The following is a 25,056-nucleotide window of genomic DNA, read 5'->3' on the forward strand; positions in this document are numbered from 1 at the left end:
TTAAGCCTTCGCGGTAAGGGATTTAAAGAATACAAAGCCGAAGCCCAGGAAAAGCATAAAGTGGAATGGAAATAAACCGAAATCATTCAAAGGAATGGCGCTGTACATTCCGAAGAGGAAATACAGCATCAGGGCGAATTCCAGAATCATATTGGGCGATAACTTCTTTGCCAGGTATTTATTCCCTTTCCAGCTGTCGGTGATATTGTTGATGTTGAATTTTGGGGTACGGACAAATTCGCTGCGCTTGCCCATATGCCCTTCCAGCACGGCAACCGTATTGTGAAGGGAAAAGCCCAAAGCTACAGAAAAGAAGGTAAAAAAGAGCTTTATATAGTCCACGAAACTGTCAAAACTACTTCCCTGAATACTCTTGTACGTAAACCAGTAACAGACAAACAGGATGATGGTACTGACAATAAAGAAGCTGGTTACCTCAAATACCCAGTCCAGGTGTCCGAAGGTATTTTTGATATAGAGCATCGGGATACTCAAAAGCGCCACGGTAAATACACATAAGAACATGGAACTGTTCAAAAGGTGCATAACTCCGTGAAATTTTGTTTTAAAGGAGATATTTTTGGCCGTGATGACACTCCAGACCGTTTTCCGGAAGTTTTCGGCTCCACCTTTATTCCATCGGAATTGCTGTGAACGGGCTGCACTGATCACAACGGGCAGTTCGGCAGGGGTCTCAACATCCTCCAGGTATTTGAATTTCCAGTTTTTAAGCTGTGCCCGGTAGCTGAGGTCGAGGTCTTCAGTAAGGGTGTCTCCCTCCCAGTTCCCTGCATCCAGGATACACTCCTTCCTCCAGATACCAGCGGTTCCGTTAAAATTGATAAAGTGTCCCTTTGCGTTTCGGCCAACCTGCTCCAGGGTAAAGTGGGCATCCAGGGCAAAAGCCTGTATCTTGGTTAAGGTAGAGTAGTCGCGGTTGATGTGCCCCCAGCGGGTCTGTACCACCCCGATTTCCTCATCCTTAAAATAGATGACCGTCTTTTTTAACCAGTCTGCAGCCGGAAGGAAGTCTGCATCAAAAATGGCGATAAACTCACCTTTGGCAATCTTAAGGCCTTCCTTCAGGGCTCCCGCTTTAAACCCTTCGCGGTTTTCCCTGCGAATGTGCTGTATATCCAGGCCTGTTTTCTGTAAATCTTCTATAAGGCTGGCAGTGTGCTCTACCGAATTGTCTGTGGAGTCATCCAGAACCTGAATCTCAAGTTTGCTTTTAGGGTATTCGAGCTTGGCAATATTTTCAAGCAGCCGCTCCACTACGTATTCCTCATTATAGATCGGAAGTTGAATGGTCACAAAGGGAATTTCCTTTGGGTCCATCAAGTTGAATTTAGGAGCTACTTTAACACTCCTTCTGAAGCTCAGATAATTCAACAGCAGATTCAATTGCGAAAGGCTGTAGAAAAATATCAGAAGCAGCGCAAGGCTGTAAATTCCGATGATGATGTACGTTATTGTTATTGCCATTTTTATCTAAAACTGTATTTAAAAATCCAACCCAAAATTTTTATGCCCGCAAATATACTACCTTTTACTGTTCCTGAAACTTTTGAGACCCCAATTCTTTTTTTGTAACGAACTGGGACTTCGGTATATGCAAGTTTTTTCCTGAGGGCTTTTAACTGCATTTCGACAGTCCATCCATAGGTCTTATCTTCCATATTCAGGCTGGTAAGGGCGTCAAATTTAATGGCCCTGAATGGTCCGAGATCCGAAAATCGGGCTCGGAATAAAAGGCGCATTAAAAAAGTTGCCAACCAGTTTCCAAAGATCTGCTGCGGGGTCATGGATCCGGGTTCCCTGAGTTCCTTGCAGCGGGCCCCGATAACAAAATCCAAATCGTTTTTGTCTATGGGGGCAATCACCTTGAGGAGGTCTTCGGGATAATCCGAATAATCACCATCCATAAATACGAGAATATCGGGTTGCTTGGATTTTTCGGACAGGTAATTAATTCCTTTCAGGCAGGCATAACCGTATCCCTTTCTGGGTTCACTGAGTACCGTGGCTCCTGCATCTGCCGCCACACGGGCCGTCTGGTCCGTTGAAGCATTGTCAACAACAATGATTTCAGATACAATTTCGGGCACTTCAGCCAATACCAAACCGATGGACGCAGCCTCATTATGAGCGGGAATAATCAGCTTGATGTTCTTCATAGAGATGAAATCTGCTGCAAAAGAAGTAAAACTTTAAACAATATCAGGAAGATTTATTTACCAGTTCCATCAGGTCCACATCATTTCCCAGAAGGACCTCCTGGCTATTAATACGGCCGGGAAGGGGTCCGTTTTCAAGCTTGAGAACCCCTCTGGGGCAAACTGCAGAGCAGATACCGCAACCCACACAACTGGCCCGGACAATATTGGCTCCTTTTTGCGCATAGGCCCTTACATCTATTCCCATCTCGCAATAAGTGGAACAATTCCCACAGGAGATACACTGTCCGCCGTTGGTAGTTATTCTAAAACGCGAGAACAGGCGTTGCTGCAGTCCGAGGATAGCCGCCATCGGACAACCAAAACGGCACCAAACCCGGTTCCCGAAGATTGGATAAAAGCCCGTGCCGATTACCCCTGAGAAGATACTTCCGATAAGAAAGCTGTACGATTTTCTGAGGGTTTCGGATTTAAACAGGAAGACGTGTTGCGAATCGCCTATAAAATGGAAGGCCAGCAGACCCAGGATGATTACAAAGTAACCGACAGCTCCATAACGCGCATCCTTTTTGAGCTGATCGCGTTTGAAGAGCATTACCAGGGCGAATATTAGGGTGAGCAGCGAACCAACGCCAATAAGGAACTGGGATTTGCTCAGCCAGTATTTTGAGTTATCCGGGCCCAGGTATGAATAAACCACTGCCGTGGTCATTAAGACTACAAAAACAAGTACGGAATGCACCACCCATCTTTCCACTTTCCAGGCAAAGGTGCTTTTGTCACTGAGATGGCGGAACGAATCCCCTGCAGTTTCCGCCAGCCCGCCGCAACCGCAAACCCAGGAACAATACCATCTTTTTCCGTAAAAATAGGTCAGTACAGGGGTTATAACCAGGATTGAGGCAACTCCGAAAATGAGCATGGCAAGCCCTATATCCCCGGCATCAATGAAGGCATTTATTCTGTAGCGCTCAAAATTGTAGTAGTTAAGCGGCCAGATATTCTTAAGGTCGTAATAGGGTAAATCGCCATTGAGCCTGGCCATAATTTCCGGGATGATAAAGGCGAAGGCAGTCTGGAAAAACACAACACTGAGGGTCCGGATCACCTCGTAGCGGTTGTGCCTGTATTTCCATATAAATTTAATTCCGAATGCCAGGATGGCAAGCGTGTAAAGCGTACCGTAAACAAACCATTGGCTCGCGGGGTTACCGCTTAAGGCCCGGCTAAGCGGATCAAAGAGTGAAATGAGCCCTTTGTTCGGGCCATCGGCAACCAGACCGAGGTATTGCGGGTAAAAGTACAGGACAATATAAAACCCTGTGAGCATAATACCGGTTGCCCAACCCAAGATTCCCCGGGCTGAAACGGATTTAAACCATACGCCGTTGTTCTTTATTCCCTTGGGTATTCCTTTATAGGCCTCGCGGCTGAACCACACTACACCTACCAGAATGCTTAGCAGTGAGGCAAAGAGCCAGGCTGCACGGTTCGGGAAATCCAGACCAAAGCCAGACAGAGCCATTATAAATAAGCCAGCGAACCCAATGAAAACCGCCAGACGTTGGGAGGTGTTGAGGCTTTTTGGAGGTCCTGATCCCAGGGCCATGGATTGGTAATCACTCATATTTCAATGGGTTGTTGTTTTCGGAAGGCAGCCTGTATGTCGGATTCATACCGTTTGTACCATTCAGGGTCGAAGTTTGCACTCCGCAGGTTTTCTACCGCTTTTTCAATAGAGATTTTTTGAGATAACCAGGTATCCAAAACGTCATGCCGCATTCGAATTCCAAAAGTATTCAATCCCAGAAGTTCCCTGTTGTCCTTGTGATAGGCGAGCGTCAGACAGATTTTTTCTTTAGGATGCCTCCAGTGAAAATGCATTGCCTCCTCGGATTTTCGCTCCTCACTGAATACCCAGCCGTAGGTCTGGTACTCTATATCAAGGAATTTAGCCGAATTAAACCAATGCCCCGGCCGGTACTCCCGTTTGTTGCCACAAATAGTATGCGCTACGGTCTCGCCCATCATACGTCCGGTATACCAAACAGCTTCCACCGGACGGCGCTGGCCTATGGGCTCCTTTTGTTCGGCGCAATCCCCTATGGCAAAGACATCCGGAATATTCGTTTCCAGATACCGGTTTACCAAAATTCCTTTCCCAAGCCCTATCCCGGAATCCTTCAGGAAGGATATATTCGGGCTGACTCCTGCGGTGAGGCCCACATAATCGCAGTCTATGGTTTCCCCTTTGTCAGTAATCACCGCCCTGCAATGCCCGTTTTCATCCGGCAGGATTTCTAGCAGATTGGTATCCAGCTTTAAGTCAATATGGTGCTCTCGTATGTGTTCATTGATCATTTCGGATTCCCCGGATGGCAGTACACCATTCCAGAAACTGCTTTCCCGGACCAAAAAGCTTACCGGGATCTCGCGGCTTCTCAGCATTTCCGCCAATTCTATCCCAATGAGCCCGCCTCCCACAATAACGGCCCTTTTACATTTGTGCTTATCAGGTGCCTGTTGTTCCAGATATTCGAGGTCCTGCTTGGAATAGAGCCCCCTAACCCCCTCCAGGTCCTGTCCCGGCCATCCGAAAAGGTTGGGTTTTGACCCGGTTGCCAGAATCAGCCTGTCGTAGGACAGGGAGGATCCGGAGTCCAGGAGGGCAGCCTTTTTTTCAAAGTTGATGCTTTTTACCCGGTCCCTGAGCAGTTCAATACGGTTCTTTTTCCAGAAATGGTCTTCATAGGGCTTGGTGTGCTCAAATTTCATATGCCCCATGTAGATGTACATCAGGGCAGTTCGGGAGAAGAAGTGATCCGATTCGGCCGAAACCACAGTGATCCGGTAATCCGACAGTTTTCGAATGTGCCTGGCGGCAGTGATCCCCGAAATTCCGTTCCCAATGATTAATATGTGCATAATTGGCTGTTGCTTCTAAAGCTCGGTCGGAGTCAATTTACAAACTTAACAGAACCTTTTAATTTAGAATCGATATAAATATTTACTTTTAATCTTAAATCCACTGGACATGCGGCAAATAGGTATCCTGCTTCTGTTTTTTCTACAGTTTTCCTGTGGACAAAAGCCTGAAAAGATTAACGGGGTAAGTTTTGTCGGTTCCCGGGAACCGGCCGATCAGGAACATGTTGAGGCGGTAATGAACGTAAATGCAGATCACGCCGCGGTAATGCCCTTTGGCTTCATAAGGGAACTGGGAAGCCCTGAGATTATTTTTGATACAGATCGGCAGTGGTACGGGGAAACCCGTGAAGGAGCCCGGCAGTACATCAAACTACTGCAGAAGAATGGGATACAGGTAATGCTCAAACCACAGCTCTGGATTTGGCGGGGGGTGTTTACGGGAGACCTCAAAATGAATTCAGAAGCAGACTGGAAACGTCTGGAAGAAGAATATTCCGATTTTATCCTCACCTATGCAGATCTGGCAGAAGAAACCGGGACAGCCATTTTTTGTATAGGAACGGAGCTGGAGGAATTTGTAAAGGCCCGCCCGGAATACTGGAAGTCACTCATTAAGGAGATACGATCCAGGTATCAGGGAAAGCTGACCTATGCTGCCAACTGGGACGAGTACCCGCGGACGCCATTCTGGAGGGAACTGGATTATATTGGGATGGATGCCTATTTTCCGTTGTCAGAAGAACGAAACCCCGGTGTGGAAGAGCTCAGGGAAGGATGGCAGAAATGGAAAAAGCAAATCAATGAACTATCCCGGTCTGTGGGAAGGCCGGTATTGTTTACTGAATATGGCTACCGCAGCATGGATTATGCGGCAAAGAAGCCCTGGCTGGTAGACCGGGGGGAGCAGCAGGTAAACCTGACAGCCCAGGCCAATGCCAAAAAAGCCCTCTTTGAGGAATTCTGGAAGGAATCCTGGTTTGCGGGGGGCTTTGTATGGAAATGGTTTATACACCACCCCAGAGCAGGAGGACCTTCAGACAATCGGTTTACCCCGCAGAATAAACCTGCTGAGGCTGTGATCCGGGATTATTACCGAAAACAATAAAAAGTATATTTGAATAGTAGTTATCCAAGATGGAGGAAGCAATTAGAAAGAATTTTGTTCTGATCTTTTTCGGTTTACTGGCAATGCCTGGCCTAATCGCGCAGGATTCGCTGAAAACGGTGATTGCTGAGAAGGGAGACGGGGTGTACTCCCTGCTTCGCAAGCACGGGGCAGATCCCTACAACCAACTGGATGAATTTATAGCCCTGAACGAGGACAACCTGCGCGATGGCCTGCATTTATTTGAAGGGGTCAGTTACATGATTCCGGTAGACCGGGAGATAACCGAGGCAGCCGTGGAAGCTGTTCCGGGGGAGGCTGAAGAGGCTGTGGCCACGGGTACTTTTGAAATTTTTGGAAAAGATTATGAGACGGTCCGGTTCAGGGATAACAAAATGGAAGGGGCTGTTTTTTACCTTGTTTCCGGGCATGGAGGCCCTGACCCTGGTGCCGTAACATCCTACGGGAATACCCGTATTTCGGAAGACGAATACGCTTATGATGTTACCCTCCGCCTGGCCCGCCTGCTTTTGGAGCAGGGTGCTACGGTTTACATAATTGTAAGAGATCCGGATGATGGGATACGGGATAAAAGGATACTGGAAATGGACCGGGATGAAGTGATTTATCCGGAACAGGAAATCCCTTTGAATCAACTACAGCGCTTAAAACAACGCACCGAGGCCGTCAATGAACTGTACCGTCAGAATATCGGAAAATATCAGCGACTTATTGTTACCCACGTAGATAGCAGGAGTAGTGGGCAGAATATCGATGTCTTTTTCTACCACCACCATAAAAGCAAAAGCGGGAAATTACTTGCAGAGCGCATTCATGAAACCTTCCGGAAAAAGTACGCATATTACCAGCCCAATAGAGTTTATACGGGCTCCTTTGAAGACAGGAGCAGTTTGTACCTGGTTAAAAAGACCCTGCCACCGATGGCCTTTATCGAAATTGGCAATATCAGCAACAGCAAAGACCAGCGGCGCATCCTGGAACCGGATAACCGACAGGCACTTGCCAATTGGATTAGCGAAGGCCTGCTTCTGGATTTTGAGTCGCGTTAACCTTCCTGGCAATTTTCCTGCTATAATATTCATGTAGTTGCTCAGGCCCTGCCCCCAGGAAATATTTAAGGTGAATGATCCCAAAATAATATTGCAGCCGGAACATCCCTACCTGCCTGTATTTTCGTGCTGAGGTAAGCACGCGCTGCTTCAGGATGGCAAAAGGAAATTTTTTACAGATCCGCTGTATAAATTCATTGTCCTCATATACCCTGTAGGCTTCATTAAACCCCTGAAGTTCATCAAACCACTCTTTTGGCAGGAAGAGGGACTGGTCTCCCCCACGGCAAAGGCTGAAATTAAAGCGGGTCCACCAGGCAAAAAACCTCAGAAACCAGCTGTCCTCATCAAATTGGAGTCTGAAACATCCCGCGGTAATTTGCCTGTTCATGGCCTTTAGGATCAGCTGGTCAAACCCCCTGGGAGGGCACGAATCTGCATGCAGGAAATAGAGGATGCTGCCACGGGCCTGCCGGGCACCGGCATTGAGTTGAACCGCCCGCCCCTTTGAGCTGTTAATTACCCTGGCGCTGTGCAGTTTGGCAATTGAACTGCTTTCATCCCTGCTGCCCCCATCCACGACCAGAATTTCCAGGATATTGGAAGGGCTGCTGTTTCCGTGTAAATAGGGAAGAAGCTTTTCTAGGTTTTTGGCTTCATTGAGAACCGGGATGATGATACTGATCTCTTTCAAGGAGTTTTTATTTCATTCAGGTCCCAATTATAGGGAAGGTAGCTGATTTTGATTTTGGTATCCAGGGGCGTGGCCAAATATTTGTTCAGAAAATCGACCAGTTCCTGGTCTCCGCCTGCAAAATCTCCCTTATACCATTTAAAAATTTTACTGAGTTCCAGGCCGTCTGCGGATACCTTATTGCGCTCAGGATCTGTTATAAAACCAAGGGTAGCCTGCTCCAGTTGTTTGTTGAGGTCCCGGGCGGTGAATGCCTCCCGAAGCAGTTTCGGGCAGGAATAGGAAGCGCAGTTAATGGCAAAGTGAATACGGGGTTCACCCATTTCACGGAGCAGTTCATGTTCAAGCATGCCCAGGGAAACTTCCCGGCTGCCCATTCGCAGTATTTTTTGACCCCAGGGGCGGTTTATCTCCTTAATGCTTCCCAGCGGATAATGGTCCAAAATGAGTTGAACCGTTCCGGCATTGTACAGGTTGATATAGTAAGCGAGAATTTCTTCCCTGTTCCATTTCTCAGTTGGCGGATGATCAGCAAGGTCCTTCAGGTATTTGCTTAGTTCCGTATAATCGTTTTGAAAGGATTTGTAGTCCACAAGACCGGATTCCTGTACATGCCTTTTTAAAAGCTGGTCCCACAAATGATGGCTGGGTACTCTGTCCTGATGATAAACCAAATCAGCCTCAGTAAAAATTTCTGACAGCGAGCCGGCCTGTACGGCGAGCAGGAAACAAATGAAAATCCCTCTGAGCATATCTTGAATAATATACCTCCTAAGTAGTTAAAATGATTAAAAACTTACACCTATACCTCAGGATCAGGCATCCTTTAACCCGGCAATTAGCAGTTTAAAAAGTTTGACCAGCTCCGGTTCGGCCTTTGCTGCTACCGCCAATATTTCTGAAACATTAACCGGTTGCAGGTTATCAGGGTCGCATTCATCGGTCAGAACAGAAACAGCTATAACGGGCAATTCAAGGTGATTGGCCACAATTACTTCGGGAACAGTGCTCATGCCAACGGCATCGGCCCCCATCCTGCCTAACATGCGGTATTCGGCCCGTGTTTCCAGCTGAGGCCCGACCACTGCCGCATACACCCCGGTTTGCAGCCTGATGTCATTTTCAGAGGCAATATCCATCAGCATCTGACACATTTGCCTGTCATAGGGTTCGCTCATATCCACGAAGCGATTTCCGAATTCGGCAACATTCTTGAAAGCCAGGGGGGAGCCTCCCTGCAGATTGATGTGATCGTCCAGCAGCATCAGGTCTCCCTTTTTAAAATCCAGGTTAATAGCCCCTGCGGCGTTAGAAATCAGGAGTTTTTTGATTCCGAGTTGTTGCATTACCCTGATGGGGTAGGTGATATCCTTAAAGTCATAGCCTTCATATAGGTGAAAGCGGCCTTGCATAACCACAACCTTTTTCCCAGAGATGTTTCCATAAACCAGTTTCCCGCTGTGAAATTCAACGGTTGCCAGCGGGAAAAAAGGGATATTATGGTAGTGTGCAATTAGAGGGGCCTGTATCTCTTCCACCATCCGTCCCAGGCCAGAGCCAAGGACTATTCCAATTTCCGGGGCTTCGAAGCCCTTATCTTTAAGATACTTTACAGAAGTCTCTAATTGTTTTAAGGTCATCTTAATGCGCTTTTAAATAGGATTTAAATTCGGGTCGTCCGGAAATATCTTCGTAACGGTCTATATCGTTGCGAACTGGTAAAAGAAAAGAGTCGATTTCCTTGAGGTCTTCAAGGGTGTCCTTAAGTACGCTGTCACTACCCCAGTCTTTCCCCTGAAACAGACCGGGATGCAGTGCTTTCATCCCCAGCAGATAGTATCCGCCATCTGAGGCTGGCCCTATTACTATTTCATATTCATCCAGTTTCTTAAAGGCAGTTTCTATGTCCTTGCTGCTAAGGTCTAAAAGGTCGCTTCCAATAATGACAACTTTTTCATAGCCTTCGCCAAAAGCCCTGCTAAAGGCAGTGTTCATTCGTTCTCCAAGACCGGCACCTTCCTGTACTTTAAACTGGAATTGCAGCGGGTCCCAAAGCGTTCCATCGCCCCGTTTCTCGCTAAAATAAACATACTTGTCTGCCCCTTTTACCTCAGTGCAAACGGAAGCCGTGTGTTTCAGTAAATAAATATAGATTTCCAGTGCAGCCTGCTCGCCTATTGTTGCAGCTAGGCGGGTTTTGCATTTGCCCAATTCCGGATTTCTTGTAAAAATAAGCAGGGCTGAGGTGGACTTTCGGGGCAAAGAAAATGGGTGTTTTGACTGATATAACTATTGGATAGTCATCAGCCGTGTTCACCCACAAATATATTGTTTTGAAGCAAAGTATCCCCTTACGTTTACAGTATTTTTAACGTTTGCGGGAGTGCTCCGGAAGGCACATTGGCATTACGGGCCTGCAGGTTCCGCTACAAGTTTTATTTCAATTCTTTCCTAGACCGTTACTGCCTGATAGGAATAGACCATAATGGCTACTAGATAGAACCAAAAGAAAAAAGCGGTTCGGTATCGCAATATAAATTGCCAGACCCTTTGAATATTTTCAAAATAGTGTAGTTCTTTCATAATCTAAGTGTTCTCGTAAAAGAGTAATTCTGTAATTCTGGACAGGACTACAAAAGGCCTAATCCCAAACGAAACCTGTAAAAAGCCTGAATATAAAGGCATAGAGTACTATAAAGAATAGTGCAAAGCTAAACCAGGTAAATGCCTTGAAATAATTGCGGATTACAAAGTTCCCGAAATCCCTGAAAGCTTCCAGGTAGAGTTCTTTAAAGAGTAAAACTGTTTTCATAAACGTGTCTTAGAGATTAACTTTTTCATTCAGGACAAAGCTTATGCCTTTATTGTAAACTTTGGGTGTATTTGGATTTTGTGATAAAAAAGCTCGATCAACTGCTGGTGCAGCAACAAAAAATCGAAGAAATATGTCATTTATCGGGAAAACACAATTTCGAGTTATTCCATAAACCCCGGAATTTATCGCTCAAAAGCACCTTAATAGGACCGTTTTCTTAAGCAGCAGCCACTTCTATTTTTTGAAGCACTCTTAAAAAACAAAAACCGGCACCTGAAGTACCGGTTTACAACCAAACTAACTCAAACAACTTGTAGGAATGAATGAGATGCTAAAATTCAGGAAATTTTGTGTTATCCGGGTTTCCTAAACATTAAGAGATGGTTTCGAAAATATGTTTTCTGCATTCCTATTCCTTAACAACCGGAATATAGATGTCTTCCTCAGACTGCGGATCTGCGTTTCGATATTCCTTTCCCATCAGGCTGAAATGGGGCCGGTGGTCTAACTGATAGTCGCTTTGTGGCAACCACTCCGAAAAAATATACCAATAAAAGGATGAAGCTTCTTCCGGGCGCCCCTTATATCGAAATATGGCGTATAAACCACCTGGAATACTAAGGCTTTCCATTGACTCGGGAGGGCTGCTCTCCGGTTGGGCCGCCACCGCGGCCCATTTAACAAAAAGCCGTTGGGGATCAAAATGATCAAAATAGCCCGTGGGATAAATTTCAACCGAATAGTGCAGATCGGGGATGTGGTTTTCAATTTGCTTTTTGTACGGCATAAATCGCTTCCAAAGCTCCCCGGTTTTACTCTCAGCAATGGACATTTCGCAGTGGATCCCAATCAGCAGGAGGGGTCTTATTTCTTCGATTCGGGGTTTTTTGGTTACCGGAATCTTTTTATTGCGGGGGTTCTGACGTTTTCCTGCCTGCATTATTCAACGGTCTTAAGAATCCAGTCTGAAATCTCCTTCAGGGCAACGGGAGAAAAGGTTTGTTCAATTGTCGCATATTCGGATGGGGAACCACTACCGGCTTCCTGGAAAAGATGGTTCAGATTATCCATGCTTTTTACAGTTACATTTTTATTTCCGCCTTTCTGAAGCGCATCCCGAATAGCATTTAGATTCTGGGTTGCCGGCACCTGTAAATCTTTGGATCCATTGAGGGCCAGGACCGGGCAGCTGATTCGCTGGAGGGACGGAACCGGATCATAGGTCAGGAAATAGCGCATCCATACAGTGCCCAGGCGGCTCGCATAAGTTTGTGCAAGGGCTTCAGCTGTCATCCCTTCTGGAACCTGAGAGGGGTTCTCTTCAAATTTTTGCAAATAATACTGGTTTAACTCCGGCTGCAATGCGGTTTCCTCACGGGTGTTTACAATAATATCCAGCGCTCCCTGAAGCAGGTCTAATTCGGCCTGTAATTCTGAAGCTTCCATACCATTGGCCCGGTAAATTAGTTCGGTCTGCTGCAGGAGAATGTCATAGCCACTCACTCCGGGCCCGGCCAGCAGCACAATAAACCCAACCTCCTCGGAAGAAACGGCAACCATCGGGGCGATCAGCCCTCCTTCGCTATGCCCGATCAGGCCCAGCCTGGCAGGGTCTATTTCAGTGCGGGTTTTTAAATAGGCCAGTGCTGCTTCTGCGTCCGAGGCAAAATCCAGGCTGGTTGCCGAACTGAAATCGCCACCAGAAGAGGCGGTCCCGCGGTCGTCAAATCGCAAAACGGCAATACCATTTCGGGTCAGATGATCGGACAACACCAAAAAGGGTTTATGCCCCAAAAGACTTTCATCCCTGTCCTGCGGACCACTCCCGCTAATCAGGATTACGGCTGGAAAATTTTCACCGGCTTCTGGCAAGGTCAGTGTTCCCGCGAGGGTGATCCCGGCTTCGGGATTATCAAATGTGATGTCTTCTGAGCGGTAGGGGAGCGGCTCTTTAGGTTCCTGAGGCCTGAGGACCGGGGCTTTTTCAACTATTTCACGACGAAGGTCCAATGGCAGAGCCTGTCCCGCCTGCCTGAAAGTGCCTGATATTTCCTGCTGTTCAGTTAGCATTCCTTCATACCGGATTCCCGCCCGGAGTATGCTGAGTTTCAGGCTGTCATTTACAAATATGGTTTCATCTACCGGAATGCCCTTTGCACCCTGGTCCGGGCTGTCCATAGTGGCTGAGTAGGTGCCGTCCTCCGTTTGCTGTATATTGAATACTAGCCTGAGCTGCAGCCCCTGCACTTTTAAAACCCCGTTCCATTCTCCACTTATTTCCTGTGTCCAGGAGAGGGCCGTGCATAAAAGGAATGTGATGAGTATTGATTTTTTCATAGCGAGCCAATTATCTTTTAAAGTTAAATTATTAGGGGGTATCAGCCAATGCACAGGGATAAGAATCCTACAGGTCTGGAAAACGAAAAGGGATAGAGACAATCTGGCTGATCCAGGTCATTTGTAATTTCAGACAAATGCCATTTCTTTTGCGGGTTTTCGAACGTATCCTTTTAGGTCATTGAGCTAGCCATTGCTGAGCCTTAACAGACTGTTTTACAGAAGATAAAGGATGCATTGGAAATCAATATGGATAATAGTATTTATCTATGAATATTTAAGTTTTAATAGCTAAAATATTGGTATTTTAGAGGTCTGAAAGAATCAAACAAAAACACAATACGTCTTATGGAAGATCTGAAAAATAGTAACGGCTCCGGAGCTGCATATCATGCTAATGAAGGAGCTGATGCCAGCAAATGCCCGTTTTTGAATGGGGAAATGATGCAGGCTGCCGGTGGAGGAACTACTAACCGGGATTGGTGGCCTAATTCACTGAATCTTAACATCCTGCGTCAACATTCGGAAAAAGTTGACCCAATGGACCCTGACTTCGACTACGCTAAGGAGTTCAAAACGCTTGACCTGGATGCAGTTAAGAAAGATCTGACCGAATTAATGACTGACAGTAAAGATTGGTGGCCAGCAGATTATGGTCATTACGGGCCATTTTTTATCCGGATGGCCTGGCATGCTGCCGGAACCTATCGCATTGCTGATGGACGTGGCGGGGGAGGAACCGGAGCCCAGCGGTTTGCCCCGCTGAACAGCTGGCCGGACAATGCAAACCTGGATAAAGCCAGGGTACTGCTTTGGCCGATAAAACAAAAATACGGGAAGAGGATATCCTGGGCAGACTTGCTGATCCTTGCAGGAAATGTGGCACATGAATCCATGGGGCTGCCCATGTACGGATTTGCAGGTGGCCGGGAAGACATCTATCAGCCTGAAGAAGATATCTACTGGGGTTCTGAAACGGAATGGCTCGGCAATAAGGCTCGATACAATGAAAACGGAGAGCTGGAAAAACAAATGGGAGCCGCTCACATGGGACTGATTTACGTAAACCCTGAGGGGCCTAACGGTAATCCTGATCCTCTGGCCGCCGCCCACGACATCCGCGAGACTTTTGGACGGATGGCAATGAATGATTACGAAACCGTAGCCCTGATAGCCGGAGGACATACTTTTGGGAAGACCCACGGTGCAGCCAGTGATGCGGAGTATCTGGAGGCAGAACCCGCAGGGGCACCAATTCATATGCAAAGTCTGGGATGGAAAAGCAATTTTGGTACCGGTAAAGGATCAGACACCATCACCAGTGGCCTCGAAGGAGCCTGGACCGACACGCCCATAAAGTGGAGCCACAAATACCTGGAGAACCTCTTCGGCTATGAGTGGGAACTGACCAAGAGCCCGGCAGGCGCCTGGCAGTACAAACCCAAAGACGGGGCCGGTGCCGGAACCGTGCCGGATGCGCACGATCCTGAAAAGAAAAACGATCCGTTTATGCTGGTAACTGACCTTTCCCTGCGTATGGATCCTGCCTATGAAAAGATTTCAAGGCATTTCCTGGAAAATCCGGATGAATTCAAGGAAGCGTACCAGAAAGCCTGGTTTAAGCTGACCCATCGGGATATGGGCCCCAAGAACCGTTATCTGGGATCTGAAGTTCCTAAAGAGGACCTGATCTGGCAAGACCCGATTCCTGCGGTTGACCACGAGTTGATAGATGCAAAGGATATTGAAAGCCTGAAGAAAAACATACTTTCTTCCGGATTGAGTATCTCTGAGCTGGTTAAGGCAGCATGGGCTTCCGCTTCTACTTTCAGAGGCTCGGATTACCGGGGAGGTGCCAATGGAGCCCGGGTGCGACTGGCCCCGCAAAACGACTGGGAAGTCAATAATCCGGTTGAGCTTGGAAAAGTACTGGATACCCTAACCGATATTCAGTCATCCTTCAATAAAGCACAGAAAGGGGATAAAAAAGTTTCCCTTGCCGATCTGATTGTTCTGGGAGGATGTGCTGCAGTTGAAAAAGCAGCCCATGATGCCGGCTATAAAATGAATGTTCCCTTTAGTCCGGGTCGTACTGATGCGAGTGAGGAAATGACGGATGCCGAAGCCATGGAACACCTGAAGCCAGTGGCAGACGGATTCAGAAACTACAAACAGTCCGGAATTTCTGTGCGTGCAGAGGAACTCCTTGTGGATAAGGCGCAATTGCTGACGCTTACAGCCCCTGAAATGACAGTCCTTGTTGGGGGGATGAGAACTCTCAATGCAAACTTTGACGGTTCTCAACACGGAGTCTTTACAGACAAGCCGGAAACCCTGAGCAACGATTTCTTCGTGAATTTGCTTAATATGGATAACGAATGGAAGCCAGTGGATGATAAGGAGCAGGTATTTGAAGGCCGCGACCGCAAGTCCGGAGACCTGAAATGGACCGGAACACGGGTTGACCTGATCTTTGGTTCCAATTCTGAATTGAGAGCCCTGGCTGAGGTTTATGCCTGCAACGATGCGAAGGAAAAATTCGTAACGGATTTCATCGCCGCCTGGAATAAGGTCATGAATCTGGACCGCTTCTGATTCGCAAAACTGAACCGGGGAGGCAGCAACCTTTCCATAGAATTATTTGAATGCTGAAAGTGGCCCCATCCGGGCCACTTTTTCTTTTAGAGACTAATCCTGTAGAGGCCTTTATTCCTAAAGTTTCCAGGGAGGATCCTTTCGATTTTTGCCGGCGTAAAATAGCACCAGTGAATTACCATCGGGATCCCTGAGGCGGGCCTCCCGCCACAACCATGGTTTATCCTCAGGGAGTGAATCAAAAAGGACCCCCTTCCTTTGCAGGGACTTAACCCTTTCATCCAAATCTGCGCATTCAAAATATATCATAGCCCCTTCGCCCTGTGCCAACTCCTCAACCCGGTGCAGGGAAAAAGTTGCATCTCCCTCCGGGCATTCAAAGCGAGCATAATCCGGCAGGGCCCGAACAATGAGCTTTAACCCAAGGGCTGAATAAAAGGAAATAGACTTTTGAACATCCCTGCAGGGCAGGGTAACCTGATTCAGATTCATGGCTATTTTATTTTTTGTTTTTGGCTGCTTACTCTGCTTTTTCCCTTTGGATTTCTTCCCTCAGGATTTCATTTATAGAAACTTTGGCTCCTTTCAGCAACCAAACCCTTGTTCCAAATTCCCTGGCGTACGGATTGTTTATCTGCCCAATGAGTTCAACGCTTTCAAAAAATTCCCGCTCCCGCTCGCGCTCCGGGTCATCATCATAAGTACTCTTCACCAAAATTACGTTCCGAATTTCAAATGCATCCAGAGGGTACCAGTCAATGTAGTCGGCATTCGTGGAAACTGCATCTGTATAAAGCTGTTTTGAATAGTAATTGATCGCCCCTGCTTCTCCATAATTGTCACAATGGATGAGCGTATGTTCTTTGTCGGCAACCTTTTCTAACGCCTGGTCTGCGAGTCCGGCCAGTTCACTCCAGCCGAGCATATCCGCGAAATCCTGGGGTATCTGGTGGTTCCTGCCGTCCTCCCACCTGAGCAGGCCAAATTTTTCAAAAGTTTCCGATTTCTTGACAATTTCAGGAGGAGAAAGCACAGGAACCATTATACGGAACATTACAATAATGACCAGCAACGGAATAGCCAGCAACACCGGGCGGAGGTACCTTTTCCAGTTTCCGCTCAGCAAGCTTTCGGCATAAACTGCCCCAAAAGCGAATAAGATGGGGTAGAGCCCCATGGCGTAATAACTTTTGGCCTTAAAATAGGTGAACAGTATGAGCGTAAAGCACAGGTTCCAGAAAAACAAGCGATATTTTCTAAATGGGGGATGGGTGAAAAATGAAAATAAGGCAAGAAACAGCACAGGCAGACCTCCTACAAAAAACAAAAACTGCTCCTTCAGGAAATCCATTCGGTTTACATAGACCAACTGGGTCCTGGCTAACTCGCTAAGATGCCGAATTACCGGGAAATTCTGGGTGTATTGCCAATAGAGGTTAGGGGTGATCAGTACTAATACAAGAGCAAGGGCACCATATAATTGACGGTTGCTGAAAATTTTGCGTTGTGGCGAAACCAGTAATGCCAGAAAGAGCCCCAGGGCCAGGAAGCCAATATTGTATTTGTTCAGAAATCCGATCGCAAAAGCCAGGGCTCCGATCCAGATCCATTTAATGTTTTCTGTTCGAACAAACTGCAGAACTGTATAAAAGACCAGGGTCCACAACATAAATTCAAGGGAATTGGGCTGGTACAGGGTATTTATGCGCAGCAGGGCCGAAAAAAAGACACAGCTGCTGGCAAGTACCATCGCAAAAAGTCCTCCGTTAAGGGCCTCTGTAGCTTTCCATACAATCCAGAGGGTAATGGCCCCGAAAGCAGCGGGGAAAAACTTTACCCAAAAAACATCACTTCCCAGAAGGTGGATGAGATAGGACAAAAACCCGGTAATCGGGGGAACAGAACGGTATCCCCAGGCCAGGTGGTTTCCAAGGTCCAAGTGAAGATACTCATCCCGGTGGAGCTCGTAGCCTGAATCAATGGCCAGGTACTGAACCAGAAATTTGATCAGGACCAGGAAAATCAGGACCAGATTATTTCGGGATAGCATCTGCTCAGCTATTTAGAATCTCCAATACGCGATCCGGACTAAAGGGCAGATGCCTGAGGCGTTTCCCGGTCAATTTGAGGAAAGCGTTTGCAATGGCTCCCGCAACCATTGGGGTTGCTGTTTCCCCAACCCCCTGAGGCACTTCATCAGACGGGATTATTGCAACTTCAATTGCATCGGGGACTTCCTGCATTCTCAGGAGTTGGTAATCATTGAAATTGGATTGGCGCACCCGGCCATCCTCAATGGTAATTTGTTCTTTCAGTACACTACTCATTCCCATGATTATGCCGCCCTCCATTTGGGCAATAACATTATCGGGTTGTATCACCACCCCGGCATCCAGGGCAATCCAAAATTTATGTACCCTGATTAGCCCGGACTGGCGGTTAACTGAAATTTCGCAAACCCCGGTTCCCAAAGAACCATGCTCCACAAAGGAAAGACCTTTTGCCCTGCCTTCAGGAAGGTCAGCTTTCCAGTCTGATAACTCCAGAACCTTCTCAAGAGTTGCAAGGGCCCTGGGAGAGTCCTGCATCAATTCCCTCCTGAGGGCTGCCGGATCCTTTCCTTCCCCAAGAGCTACCTCATCCAGCAGGCATTCAATAGCAAATTTGTTTGGCCCATGGCCCACCGAGCGCCAGTGTTTTAATCGGATCCCGTGTTTTGCTTCCCGCCACTCGGCGAATTGATTCGGGATATTGTAATGGTCGTTTTTTACCCCGCTGGCCACCAGATTACCTCCGTCCCCAACCACACAGTGGGAAAAAGCCGTAATGTTCCCCTGGGAATTTACCCCTGCTGTAAGGCGTTGAAAGGATAAGGGCCTGAAAGCCCCGTAAGTAAGGTCATCTTCACGCGTCCAGATCAGTTTTACCGGGGCAGGGGCCATCTCACGGGCGAGCAGGGCACATTCCTCTACAAAATCATTCATGCTCCTGCGACCAAAACCTCCTCCCAAATACTGCAGGTGTACGTTAACTTTCTCGTGTGGAATCCCCAACAGGGTAGGTACCCCCAATTTGGTATCTGGCCCCTGTTGGCTGCCTACCCAAACTTCTGCCTCAGTATGGTCTTCCGAGACCCGAACCACTGCGTTAAGAGGTTCCATCTGGGAATGGTATACATAGTCATTCTTAAAGTCAGCCGAATACTTTTTCGGGGCAGATTGCAGCGCTTTTTGCACATCCCCGATCTCGGTAATCACCTGCCCGGGCCCTGCCTTGGCAGCCATTTTCTCATAATCGCCGAACGCTTCCTGGCTGTTGTAACCAGCCGCTATGGAGTCTTCCCACTGAATTTTCAGTAGTTTTTTGGCGGCAAGGGCCTGTTCCAGGGTCTCTGCTACCAGGCCAATGGCATAATCGAGCGTTACTACTTTCAGAACCCCTTGCTTTGCGAGGATTTCTTCTCTGTTCATCAATTTGGGGGCAGCCCCATGCAGCCGGCCTCTCTCCATCACCCCATACACCATTCCGGGAAGCCTAATGTCCATGGCAAACTGTGCAGTCCCATCCACCTTGGAAGGTATTTCCGTTCGGGGAATCTGCTTTCCTATCAGTTTAAATTCGCTTTGAGGTTTTAAATCGGAGGGGGTAATCTCCGGCATTTGGTCAGGCCAGCTCAGATGGGGAACAAGCGCCCCGTAACTGATTTTCCTGTTCTCTTTGGAATGGATGATCTCACTGTTCGAACTCGATAACTCTTCAATTGGAACATCCCACAACCGGGCAGCCGAATGCATTAAAACATAACGGGCCTGGGCACCTGCCTTACGCATTACCTGGTAATAGCTATTGGTGGTCCGGCTCCCTACGGTAAACATGAGCTTACTTCCCGGGGCCCATCCCGGGGAGCCATAGATGTCGGCTTCCTGAGGAGAGAACTCCACGCTTACCCTGGACCAGTCTGCATCCATTTCCTCTGCCAGGATCAGTGGCAGGGAAGTCATGGAACCCTGGCCCATTTCGGCAGCCGGGTTATAAATAACGATATCCCCTTCGGGACTTATCTGAACCCAGGCGGTTACCTTGTGTTTTTCCAGGGCCTCCCGTACTTTATCGGAATCCTCACAGGAAATAAATCCCGGCAATATGCCTGAGACTCCTATCAAAAGGGCTACGCCTCCGGAAGCTTTTAAAAAGTCACGTCGGCTTTGAATGGTTTGGGCTTTCATAATAGTTGTTTGTTCTAACTGATGGATTTGTTTTCTTTTGCCGCCTTTTCGATGGCCTTGATTATTCGCATATAGGTGCCACACCTGCACAGAATACCATTCATGTAGGATTTAATCTCGTCCCGGCTGGGATCCGGGTTGGATTTAAGAAGGGCCGCCGCCTGCATAATCTGCCCCGAATGGCAATAGCCGCATTGTGGCGCCTGTTCACTTATCCAGGCATTTTGAAGAGGCGTGTATTCCCCATTGGACAATCCCTCTATGGTGGTTATCTGTTGTCCTGACGCAAAGTTGTCTACGGGCAGAATACAGGCTTTCACGGGGTTTCCGTCTACGTGTATGGTACAGGATCCACACTGTGCAATCCCGCAACCGTATTTGGTCCCGGTAAGTCCTAAATGTTCCCGAAGCACCCAAAGCAGCGAAGTTCCTTCAGCCACGCTAACCTCATGGGATTCATTATTGACAAGAAGATTGAATGTAGCCATGCAAATAAAATTTAGTATAAGTTACTGAAAAAGTACAATTGCTACAGTTAAGAAATTTGAGGATCTGTTGAAATCAGGAAATAGCCTGGCCTGTAATGGATTTCTCAAATTGAATTTTCTGTATGCCTGCCTCCGCTATATACTGACCGACCTCCCTGAAACCCAATTTCCGGTAAAGGGTTGTTGCAGGATCATTCTGCAAACCCGTTTCCACAGTGAATCGCCTGGAAGGATATGTTTTAAAAGCAAATTCCACAAGAGCTTTTCCGATTCCTTTTCGAAAATGCGCCGGAAGGACCACAAGGCTCTGTATATGAGTAGTATCCTGCCTGAAAACAATCTCTATTACGCCCCAGATCTGCCCGCCGGAGGTATAGGCATAAAAATCATTTTTACTCTGTGTAAACCCTTCTAGCGGCCTCCGTAAAGGAGGGAAGTCCTTTGCTTTCAATAAAGTGGCCTCAACGACATAGGATTCCTGGAAAACCTGGTGTATTTTTTGGGCAATCCCCGTATCGGAATGATTTAGTTTTTCAATCAAGACACCTGTATAATGTGGGTTATAAACAGACGGCCCTTAAAATTCAGTTGGGGAACCGGGCTCAGGTTAAAAATAAGGTTTTAGTCAGAACTGGACAGTCGGAAAGAAAAGAAAATCCAGTACTGATTTCCGGAAGGCAGGTATCTTTTCTCGCAGGATATGGAGGGATTGAGTATCTTGTATCTGGCACAAAAGAATTGTATCATGAAAAATATCTTACTGGCTACTTTGTTGTTTGGAATCTGTCTGGGTTTTGGGCAGGAACAAAGGACTCCTAAAACCCCGTTTACACAAATGTATTTACCTGTTTGGGAAGAGGCCCGGGATCATTGTCTGCAAGTAGCCAGGGCAATGCCCGAGGAATTGTACTCCTACCGGCCTACCGAAGTCAGTAAGACTTTCGGAGAACAGATGGTACATATTGCCTATACCATTGAGTTATTGACAAAACGCTATGTCCAGGGAATGGAGGTTAGCCCGAATCCGCCGGATGCCGCTTCCCTGGGTAAAAAAGATATCCTGGAAATGCTCGAAAAAGGCTTTGCCTATGCCACTGAGGTGATCTATACCATTGAACAGGAGCAGTTAGATGAACCTTGTGTAATGTACCACAGCGGCAATACCGTAAGTCGCGCTTTTGCTTTGTTTTACGTGCAGGACCATATGGCAAATCATCGGGCAAAGGCCAATCTGTATCTTCGGATGAACAACATAGCCCCCCCTGAGTATACCTGGTAAGCAGCAGCTTTCATTATATTTACGAGAAACCAAATTTTAATAGTCCTCAAGATGAACAACCAACCAGCCCTTAAACCCCTCTTCCTTTTTGCTTTTTTATGCCTGTTTATTTCTGTAGAATCGCTGGCGCAAAGTAATAAAACCACTGTTGAGCAAGCCGTAAAAGGGCTTTCGATGCGGGCTGTTGGGCCTGCTGTTATGGGTGGGCGAATAGCAGATATAGCGGTTAGTCCGGATCATCCCAATACCTGGTACGTTGCTGCAGGTTCCGGAGGGGTTTGGAAAACAATCAATCGCGGCATTAGCTGGCAGGCGGTTTTCGAAGATCAGCCTTCTTATTCCATTGGAGCAGTGAGCATAGACCCGAATAACAGCCAGGTAATCTGGGTGGGAACAGGGGAAAATGTAAGCGGAAGGCACGTGGGATGGGGAGATGGTGTCTACAGGAGCCTGGATGGTGGCAACAGCTGGCAATCCATGGGCTTGAGTCGTTCAGAACATATTGGAAAAATTGCAATCGATCCGCGAAACAGCGATCTGATTTATGTAGCCGCAGAGGGACCCTTATGGGCTTCCGGGGGAGAACGGGGCCTTTATCGCTCTGAAGATGGCGGCAACAGCTGGGATTTGGTCCTCGAGATCGATGAGCATACCGGGGTAACCGATATAGAATTCGATCCTTCCAACCCGGATGTGCTTTATGCAGCTTCCTATCAGCGACGCAGGCACACCTGGTCCCTGCTGTCAGGAGGCCCTGCTTCCGGAATTTATAAATCCTCTGACCAGGGCAAAAGCTGGAAGCGCTTGCAAACGGGCCTGCCTAAAGGAGATATGGGAAAAATTGGCCTGGCTGTTACCCCTGCCGATCCGAACCTGGTGTACGCTACCATAGAGGCTGATGATGCTGAAAAAGGGTTCTATCGCTCCTCAGATAAAGGGGAAAGCTGGGAAAAACAAAACAGTTATATCTCCGGGGGGACCGGACCCCATTATTATCAGGAGATTGAAGCGTCTCCCACCAATCCGGATCTGGTATACCAGATGGATGTTTTTTTACACGTAACGCGGGATGGGGGCAAAACCATTGATTACCTCGGCACTGGAAGGGAGAAGCACAGTGACAACCACGCCCTCTGGATTGACCCCGCAGATGGGTCGCATTTGCTGGCCGGTACCGATGCGGGCTTGTACGAGACCTTTGACGAGGGCACAACCTGGCGGCATTTTCCAAATCTGCCAATATCCCAGTTCTACAAACTCGCCCTGGATAACACCCAACCATTTTACAATATAGTTGGCGGGGCCCAGGACCTTGGGACCCTGATCGGGCCTTCTGCGACCACCAATACTGAAGGAGTGCGGAACCAGGACTGGTATGTTCCCCTGGGCGCAGACGGCTATGATACAGCTGTAGACCCTGAAGATCCGGATATCATTTATATGGAGATACAGGAAGGACAACTGCATCGCTACCATAAAAGCAACGAAGAGGTTCTCAATATCCAGCCGAAGCCCGGGCCCAATGACCCTCCTGAGCGCTGGAACTGGGATAGCCCGATACTGATCAGCCCGCATAACCACAAGCGCTTGTATTATGGTTCCCAGCGCCTCTGGAGGAGCGATGACCAGGGCAATTCGTGGACTCCCGTAAGTGGTGACCTGACCACCAATACAAACCGATATGAACTGGAAATGATCGGCAGGGTCTGGAGTGTGGATGCCCTTTACGATAATGGCGCCATGTCCAAATATGCAACCCTTACGAATATCTCCGAGTCTGTCCTGGAGGAAGGGTTACTCTACACGGGCTCGGATGACGGCCTGATCTATATAAGTGAAGATGGAGGTCAGAACTGGAGAAAAAGTGGAGCATTGCCTCAGGTTCCCAACAGATCCTTTATCAACGATGTGGAGGCTTCCCTTCACAACTCCGGGGTGGTGTTTGCGGCTGCAGATGCACATAAGCTTGGTGATTTCAAACCGTACTTGTTTATGAGCTCAGACCGGGGTCGCAGCTGGAAATCCATTACCGGGGATTTGCCGGCCAGGACAATTGTTTGGTCCATAAAACAAGACCATTTGAATCCGGATTTGTTATTTATCGGAACGGAATACGGAATCTATTTCAGTCTCAATAAAGGCAGGAACTGGATTCAATTAACTGCTGGGGTGCCTACCATCCCTTTCAGGGATATTGAGCTGCACAGCAGGGATAATGACCTGGTTGGGGCTTCCTTCGGCAGGGGCTTTTTTATCCTGGACGATTACAGCTCACTGCGCACGCTTGCCGGCATGCCGCAGGCAGGAAAAAATACGCTTTTCCCGGTACGGGATGCCTGGTGGTATATCCCCAATGCCCCCATGCAGGCAAAAGGGATGCCTACCCTTGGCAGTACCAGTTATGTGGCAGATAATCCGCCCTACGGAGCCTTAATAACATTCCTCCTGCAAGACATTCCGCAAACTGCCAAAGCGCAAAGGCAGCAAACCGAAAAAACCCTGCGCAAAGAAGGAAAGGACATCCCCTTCCCCGGTTGGGAAAACTTACTGGAGGAAAACAAGGATGAAGCGGCAAGCGCCCTGGTGCTCATCCGAAATGCCGCGAATGAACCGGTCCGCTGGCTGAAGGCTCCGGCTTCCAAAGGCATGCACCGTATAAACTGGGATTTGCGATACGCTGCGCCCGATCCTATTGATTTGAGCCAGCCCGGGTTTGTACCCCCCTGGGCAGGGCAGGAACAGGGCCCCCTTGCGGCACCTGGAAGCTATACGGCAGAACTCTTTGTGATGTTTTCCGGCACCCTGGAACCCCAGGGACCACCACAGAAATTTGAGGTAAAACCCATTCCTGCTCTTTTGGGAAGCGCTGATTTTGAGGAGGTAGCCACTTTTCAGCAGCAAACCAGTGAACTTTCCCGCCAGCTTGCTTCTGCAAACCGCCAATTACGAGAAGCCGAGGAACGGATGCGCTATATGAAAGCAGCCCTGACACAAACCGCCAAAGCAGGCCCCGATTTCTTTAACCGGCTTAAATCTTTGGAAGACCGCAGGGCAGACCTCCAAACAGAACTCTCGGGGAACCGGGCACAACAACGCCTCAATGAAAACGGCCCACCCAGCCTTCAAGCTATGGTGGGAAGTGTCATTTACGGGCATTGGGAGACTACCCGCCCCCCTACGCAAACCCAAAAGCAAAGTATAGCCGGGGCAGGGGAGGCCTTTTCCGTTTTTCAGCCGAAGATCCGGTCCTTTCTGGATGCCCTCCAGCAGTTGGAGTCAGATATGGAAAAAGCGGGAGCCCCCTACACTGCTGGTCGCAGGTTTTAGCCCGGAATTAAAATC

General features: G+C 48.0%; 22 protein-coding genes. 5 read left to right on the forward strand and 17 right to left on the reverse strand.

Annotated elements, in window-relative coordinates:
• Genes ACT6NV_RS08415 through ACT6NV_RS08430 form a run of 4 tightly spaced genes read right to left on the reverse strand, consistent with a single transcriptional unit; the run spans nucleotide 1 to nucleotide 5,105 of the window.
• Nucleotides 1-1,485 (reverse strand): cellulose synthase family protein, encoded by a 1,485-nt coding sequence (locus ACT6NV_RS08415; RefSeq protein ID WP_445384038.1) that lies wholly within the window; start codon nucleotides 1,483-1,485, stop codon nucleotides 1-3.
• A gap of 2 nt (nucleotides 1,486-1,487) precedes the next feature.
• The gene (locus tag ACT6NV_RS08420; RefSeq protein ID WP_445384039.1) at nucleotides 1,488-2,177 is read right to left on the reverse strand and encodes a glycosyltransferase family 2 protein; all 690 of its coding nucleotides are present in this window, start codon (nucleotides 2,175-2,177) and stop codon (nucleotides 1,488-1,490) included.
• A 43-nt stretch (nucleotides 2,178-2,220) separates the two neighbouring features.
• The gene (locus ACT6NV_RS08425) at nucleotides 2,221-3,804 is read right to left on the reverse strand and encodes a 4Fe-4S binding protein (RefSeq protein ID WP_445384040.1); all 1,584 of its coding nucleotides are present in this window, start codon (nucleotides 3,802-3,804) and stop codon (nucleotides 2,221-2,223) included.
• Nucleotides 3,801-5,105 carry an NAD(P)/FAD-dependent oxidoreductase gene (locus tag ACT6NV_RS08430; protein WP_445386681.1) on the reverse strand — a complete coding sequence of 435 codons (1,305 nt, stop codon included), beginning with the start codon at nucleotides 5,103-5,105 and terminating at the stop codon, nucleotides 3,801-3,803. Before ACT6NV_RS08430 ends, ACT6NV_RS08425 begins: the two co-directional genes overlap by 4 nt.
• A 106-nt stretch (nucleotides 5,106-5,211) precedes the next feature.
• On the opposite strand from ACT6NV_RS08430, the gene ACT6NV_RS08435 reads away from it, so the two are divergent.
• Both ACT6NV_RS08435 and ACT6NV_RS08440 read left to right on the forward strand, forming a co-directional pair.
• Nucleotides 5,212-6,210, forward strand: coding sequence for a glycoside hydrolase family 113 (locus tag ACT6NV_RS08435; RefSeq protein ID WP_445384041.1), 999 nt, complete (start codon nucleotides 5,212-5,214; stop codon nucleotides 6,208-6,210).
• Nucleotides 6,211-6,239: 29 nt separating this feature from the next.
• The gene (locus ACT6NV_RS08440; RefSeq protein WP_445384042.1) at nucleotides 6,240-7,280 is read left to right on the forward strand and encodes an N-acetylmuramoyl-L-alanine amidase family protein; all 1,041 of its coding nucleotides are present in this window, start codon (nucleotides 6,240-6,242) and stop codon (nucleotides 7,278-7,280) included.
• On the opposite strand, the gene ACT6NV_RS08445 is transcribed toward ACT6NV_RS08440, so the two are convergent.
• The 8 genes from ACT6NV_RS08445 to ACT6NV_RS08480 form a co-directional block, all read right to left on the reverse strand.
• The gene (locus ACT6NV_RS08445) at nucleotides 7,243-7,974 is read right to left on the reverse strand and encodes a TIGR04283 family arsenosugar biosynthesis glycosyltransferase (RefSeq protein ID WP_445384043.1); all 732 of its coding nucleotides are present in this window, start codon (nucleotides 7,972-7,974) and stop codon (nucleotides 7,243-7,245) included. The two genes, ACT6NV_RS08440 and ACT6NV_RS08445, sit on opposite strands and share 38 nt — an antisense overlap.
• Nucleotides 7,971-8,726: a DUF547 domain-containing protein gene (locus ACT6NV_RS08450; RefSeq protein ID WP_445384044.1), complete on the reverse strand. Its 756-nt coding sequence runs from the start codon at nucleotides 8,724-8,726 to the stop codon at nucleotides 7,971-7,973. Before ACT6NV_RS08450 ends, ACT6NV_RS08445 begins: the two co-directional genes overlap by 4 nt.
• Nucleotides 8,727-8,789: 63 nt before the next feature.
• Nucleotides 8,790-9,614: a purine-nucleoside phosphorylase gene (locus tag ACT6NV_RS08455; protein WP_445384045.1), complete on the reverse strand. Its 825-nt coding sequence runs from the start codon at nucleotides 9,612-9,614 to the stop codon at nucleotides 8,790-8,792.
• Between the two features lies 1 nt (nucleotide 9,615).
• Nucleotides 9,616-10,236 (reverse strand): TIGR04282 family arsenosugar biosynthesis glycosyltransferase, encoded by a 621-nt coding sequence (locus tag ACT6NV_RS08460; protein ID WP_445384046.1) that lies wholly within the window; start codon nucleotides 10,234-10,236, stop codon nucleotides 9,616-9,618.
• 189 nt (nucleotides 10,237-10,425) lie between these two features.
• On the reverse strand, nucleotides 10,426-10,557 hold the full coding sequence (locus tag ACT6NV_RS08465; RefSeq protein ID WP_445384047.1) for a hypothetical protein: 132 nt from the start codon (nucleotides 10,555-10,557) through the stop codon (nucleotides 10,426-10,428).
• A gap of 58 nt (nucleotides 10,558-10,615) precedes the next feature.
• Entirely contained in the window at nucleotides 10,616-10,786 is a 171-nt protein-coding gene (locus ACT6NV_RS08470; RefSeq protein ID WP_445384048.1) for a DUF6747 family protein, read from the reverse strand.
• Between the two features lie 412 nt (nucleotides 10,787-11,198).
• Nucleotides 11,199-11,729 carry a GyrI-like domain-containing protein gene (locus ACT6NV_RS08475; protein WP_445384049.1) on the reverse strand — a complete coding sequence of 177 codons (531 nt, stop codon included), beginning with the start codon at nucleotides 11,727-11,729 and terminating at the stop codon, nucleotides 11,199-11,201.
• Complete coding sequence (locus ACT6NV_RS08480; protein ID WP_445384050.1) at nucleotides 11,729-13,126, reverse strand: alpha/beta hydrolase family protein; 1,398 nt, start codon at nucleotides 13,124-13,126, stop codon at nucleotides 11,729-11,731. Before ACT6NV_RS08480 ends, ACT6NV_RS08475 begins: the two co-directional genes overlap by 1 nt.
• 348 nt (nucleotides 13,127-13,474) lie before the next feature.
• Here ACT6NV_RS08480 and katG point away from each other — a divergent pair, with 348 nt between their 5' ends.
• Nucleotides 13,475-15,721 carry a catalase/peroxidase HPI gene (gene katG / locus ACT6NV_RS08485; RefSeq protein ID WP_445384051.1) on the forward strand — a complete coding sequence of 749 codons (2,247 nt, stop codon included), beginning with the start codon at nucleotides 13,475-13,477 and terminating at the stop codon, nucleotides 15,719-15,721.
• 117 nt (nucleotides 15,722-15,838) lie between these two features.
• On the opposite strand, the gene ACT6NV_RS08490 is transcribed toward katG, so the two are convergent.
• The 5 genes from ACT6NV_RS08490 to ACT6NV_RS08510 all read right to left on the reverse strand — a co-directional run bounded on the left by ACT6NV_RS08490 (nucleotide 15,839) and on the right by ACT6NV_RS08510 (nucleotide 20,976).
• Entirely contained in the window at nucleotides 15,839-16,213 is a 375-nt protein-coding gene (locus ACT6NV_RS08490; RefSeq protein WP_445384052.1) for a VOC family protein, read from the reverse strand.
• Between the two features lie 28 nt (nucleotides 16,214-16,241).
• Nucleotides 16,242-17,771 carry a glycosyltransferase family 39 protein gene (locus tag ACT6NV_RS08495; RefSeq protein WP_445384053.1) on the reverse strand — a complete coding sequence of 510 codons (1,530 nt, stop codon included), beginning with the start codon at nucleotides 17,769-17,771 and terminating at the stop codon, nucleotides 16,242-16,244.
• A 4-nt stretch (nucleotides 17,772-17,775) separates the two neighbouring features.
• Entirely contained in the window at nucleotides 17,776-19,947 is a 2,172-nt protein-coding gene (locus ACT6NV_RS08500) for a molybdopterin cofactor-binding domain-containing protein (protein ID WP_445384054.1), read from the reverse strand.
• 14 nt (nucleotides 19,948-19,961) lie between these two features.
• Nucleotides 19,962-20,435, reverse strand: a complete 474-nt coding sequence (locus tag ACT6NV_RS08505; RefSeq protein WP_445384055.1) for a (2Fe-2S)-binding protein — start codon at nucleotides 20,433-20,435, stop codon at nucleotides 19,962-19,964.
• A 73-nt stretch (nucleotides 20,436-20,508) separates the two neighbouring features.
• On the reverse strand, nucleotides 20,509-20,976 hold the full coding sequence (locus ACT6NV_RS08510) for a GNAT family N-acetyltransferase (protein WP_445384056.1): 468 nt from the start codon (nucleotides 20,974-20,976) through the stop codon (nucleotides 20,509-20,511).
• Between the two features lie 204 nt (nucleotides 20,977-21,180).
• Here ACT6NV_RS08510 and ACT6NV_RS08515 point away from each other — a divergent pair, with 204 nt between their 5' ends.
• A complete protein-coding gene (locus tag ACT6NV_RS08515) occupies nucleotides 21,181-21,714 on the forward strand; it encodes a DinB family protein (protein WP_445384057.1) in 534 nt (177 codons plus the stop codon).
• A 51-nt stretch (nucleotides 21,715-21,765) separates the two neighbouring features.
• Nucleotides 21,766-25,041, forward strand: a complete 3,276-nt coding sequence (locus tag ACT6NV_RS08520) for a VPS10 domain-containing protein (RefSeq protein ID WP_445384058.1) — start codon at nucleotides 21,766-21,768, stop codon at nucleotides 25,039-25,041.
• Nucleotides 25,042-25,056 lie beyond the last annotated feature (15 nt).

The sequence above is a fragment of the Robiginitalea insularis genome, from assembly GCF_052497835.1.

What these genes read in the sequence shown, in the direction of transcription:
- katG (WP_445384051.1), top strand. Translation starts at nt 13,475, where the DNA reads ATGGAAGATCTGAAAAATAGTAACGGCTCCGGAGCTGCATATCATGCT.
- ACT6NV_RS08440 (WP_445384042.1), top strand. Translation starts at nt 6,240, where the DNA reads ATGGAGGAAGCAATTAGAAAGAATTTTGTTCTGATCTTTTTCGGTTTA.
- ACT6NV_RS08500 (WP_445384054.1), bottom strand. Translation starts at nt 19,947, where the DNA reads ATGAAAGCCCAAACCATTCAAAGCCGACGTGACTTTTTAAAAGCTTCC.
- ACT6NV_RS08465 (WP_445384047.1), bottom strand. Translation starts at nt 10,557, where the DNA reads ATGAAAGAACTACACTATTTTGAAAATATTCAAAGGGTCTGGCAATTT.
- ACT6NV_RS08475 (WP_445384049.1), bottom strand. Translation starts at nt 11,729, where the DNA reads ATGCAGGCAGGAAAACGTCAGAACCCCCGCAATAAAAAGATTCCGGTA.
- ACT6NV_RS08520 (WP_445384058.1), top strand. Translation starts at nt 21,766, where the DNA reads ATGAACAACCAACCAGCCCTTAAACCCCTCTTCCTTTTTGCTTTTTTA.
- ACT6NV_RS08455 (WP_445384045.1), bottom strand. Translation starts at nt 9,614, where the DNA reads ATGACCTTAAAACAATTAGAGACTTCTGTAAAGTATCTTAAAGATAAG.
- ACT6NV_RS08470 (WP_445384048.1), bottom strand. Translation starts at nt 10,786, where the DNA reads ATGAAAACAGTTTTACTCTTTAAAGAACTCTACCTGGAAGCTTTCAGG.
- ACT6NV_RS08505 (WP_445384055.1), bottom strand. Translation starts at nt 20,435, where the DNA reads ATGGCTACATTCAATCTTCTTGTCAATAATGAATCCCATGAGGTTAGC.
- ACT6NV_RS08415 (WP_445384038.1), bottom strand. Translation starts at nt 1,485, where the DNA reads ATGGCAATAACAATAACGTACATCATCATCGGAATTTACAGCCTTGCG.
- ACT6NV_RS08515 (WP_445384057.1), top strand. Translation starts at nt 21,181, where the DNA reads ATGAAAAATATCTTACTGGCTACTTTGTTGTTTGGAATCTGTCTGGGT.
- ACT6NV_RS08435 (WP_445384041.1), top strand. Translation starts at nt 5,212, where the DNA reads ATGCGGCAAATAGGTATCCTGCTTCTGTTTTTTCTACAGTTTTCCTGT.
- ACT6NV_RS08420 (WP_445384039.1), bottom strand. Translation starts at nt 2,177, where the DNA reads ATGAAGAACATCAAGCTGATTATTCCCGCTCATAATGAGGCTGCGTCC.
- ACT6NV_RS08495 (WP_445384053.1), bottom strand. Translation starts at nt 17,771, where the DNA reads ATGCTATCCCGAAATAATCTGGTCCTGATTTTCCTGGTCCTGATCAAA.
- ACT6NV_RS08450 (WP_445384044.1), bottom strand. Translation starts at nt 8,726, where the DNA reads ATGCTCAGAGGGATTTTCATTTGTTTCCTGCTCGCCGTACAGGCCGGC.
- ACT6NV_RS08480 (WP_445384050.1), bottom strand. Translation starts at nt 13,126, where the DNA reads ATGAAAAAATCAATACTCATCACATTCCTTTTATGCACGGCCCTCTCC.
- ACT6NV_RS08490 (WP_445384052.1), bottom strand. Translation starts at nt 16,213, where the DNA reads ATGAATCTGAATCAGGTTACCCTGCCCTGCAGGGATGTTCAAAAGTCT.
- ACT6NV_RS08425 (WP_445384040.1), bottom strand. Translation starts at nt 3,804, where the DNA reads ATGAGTGATTACCAATCCATGGCCCTGGGATCAGGACCTCCAAAAAGC.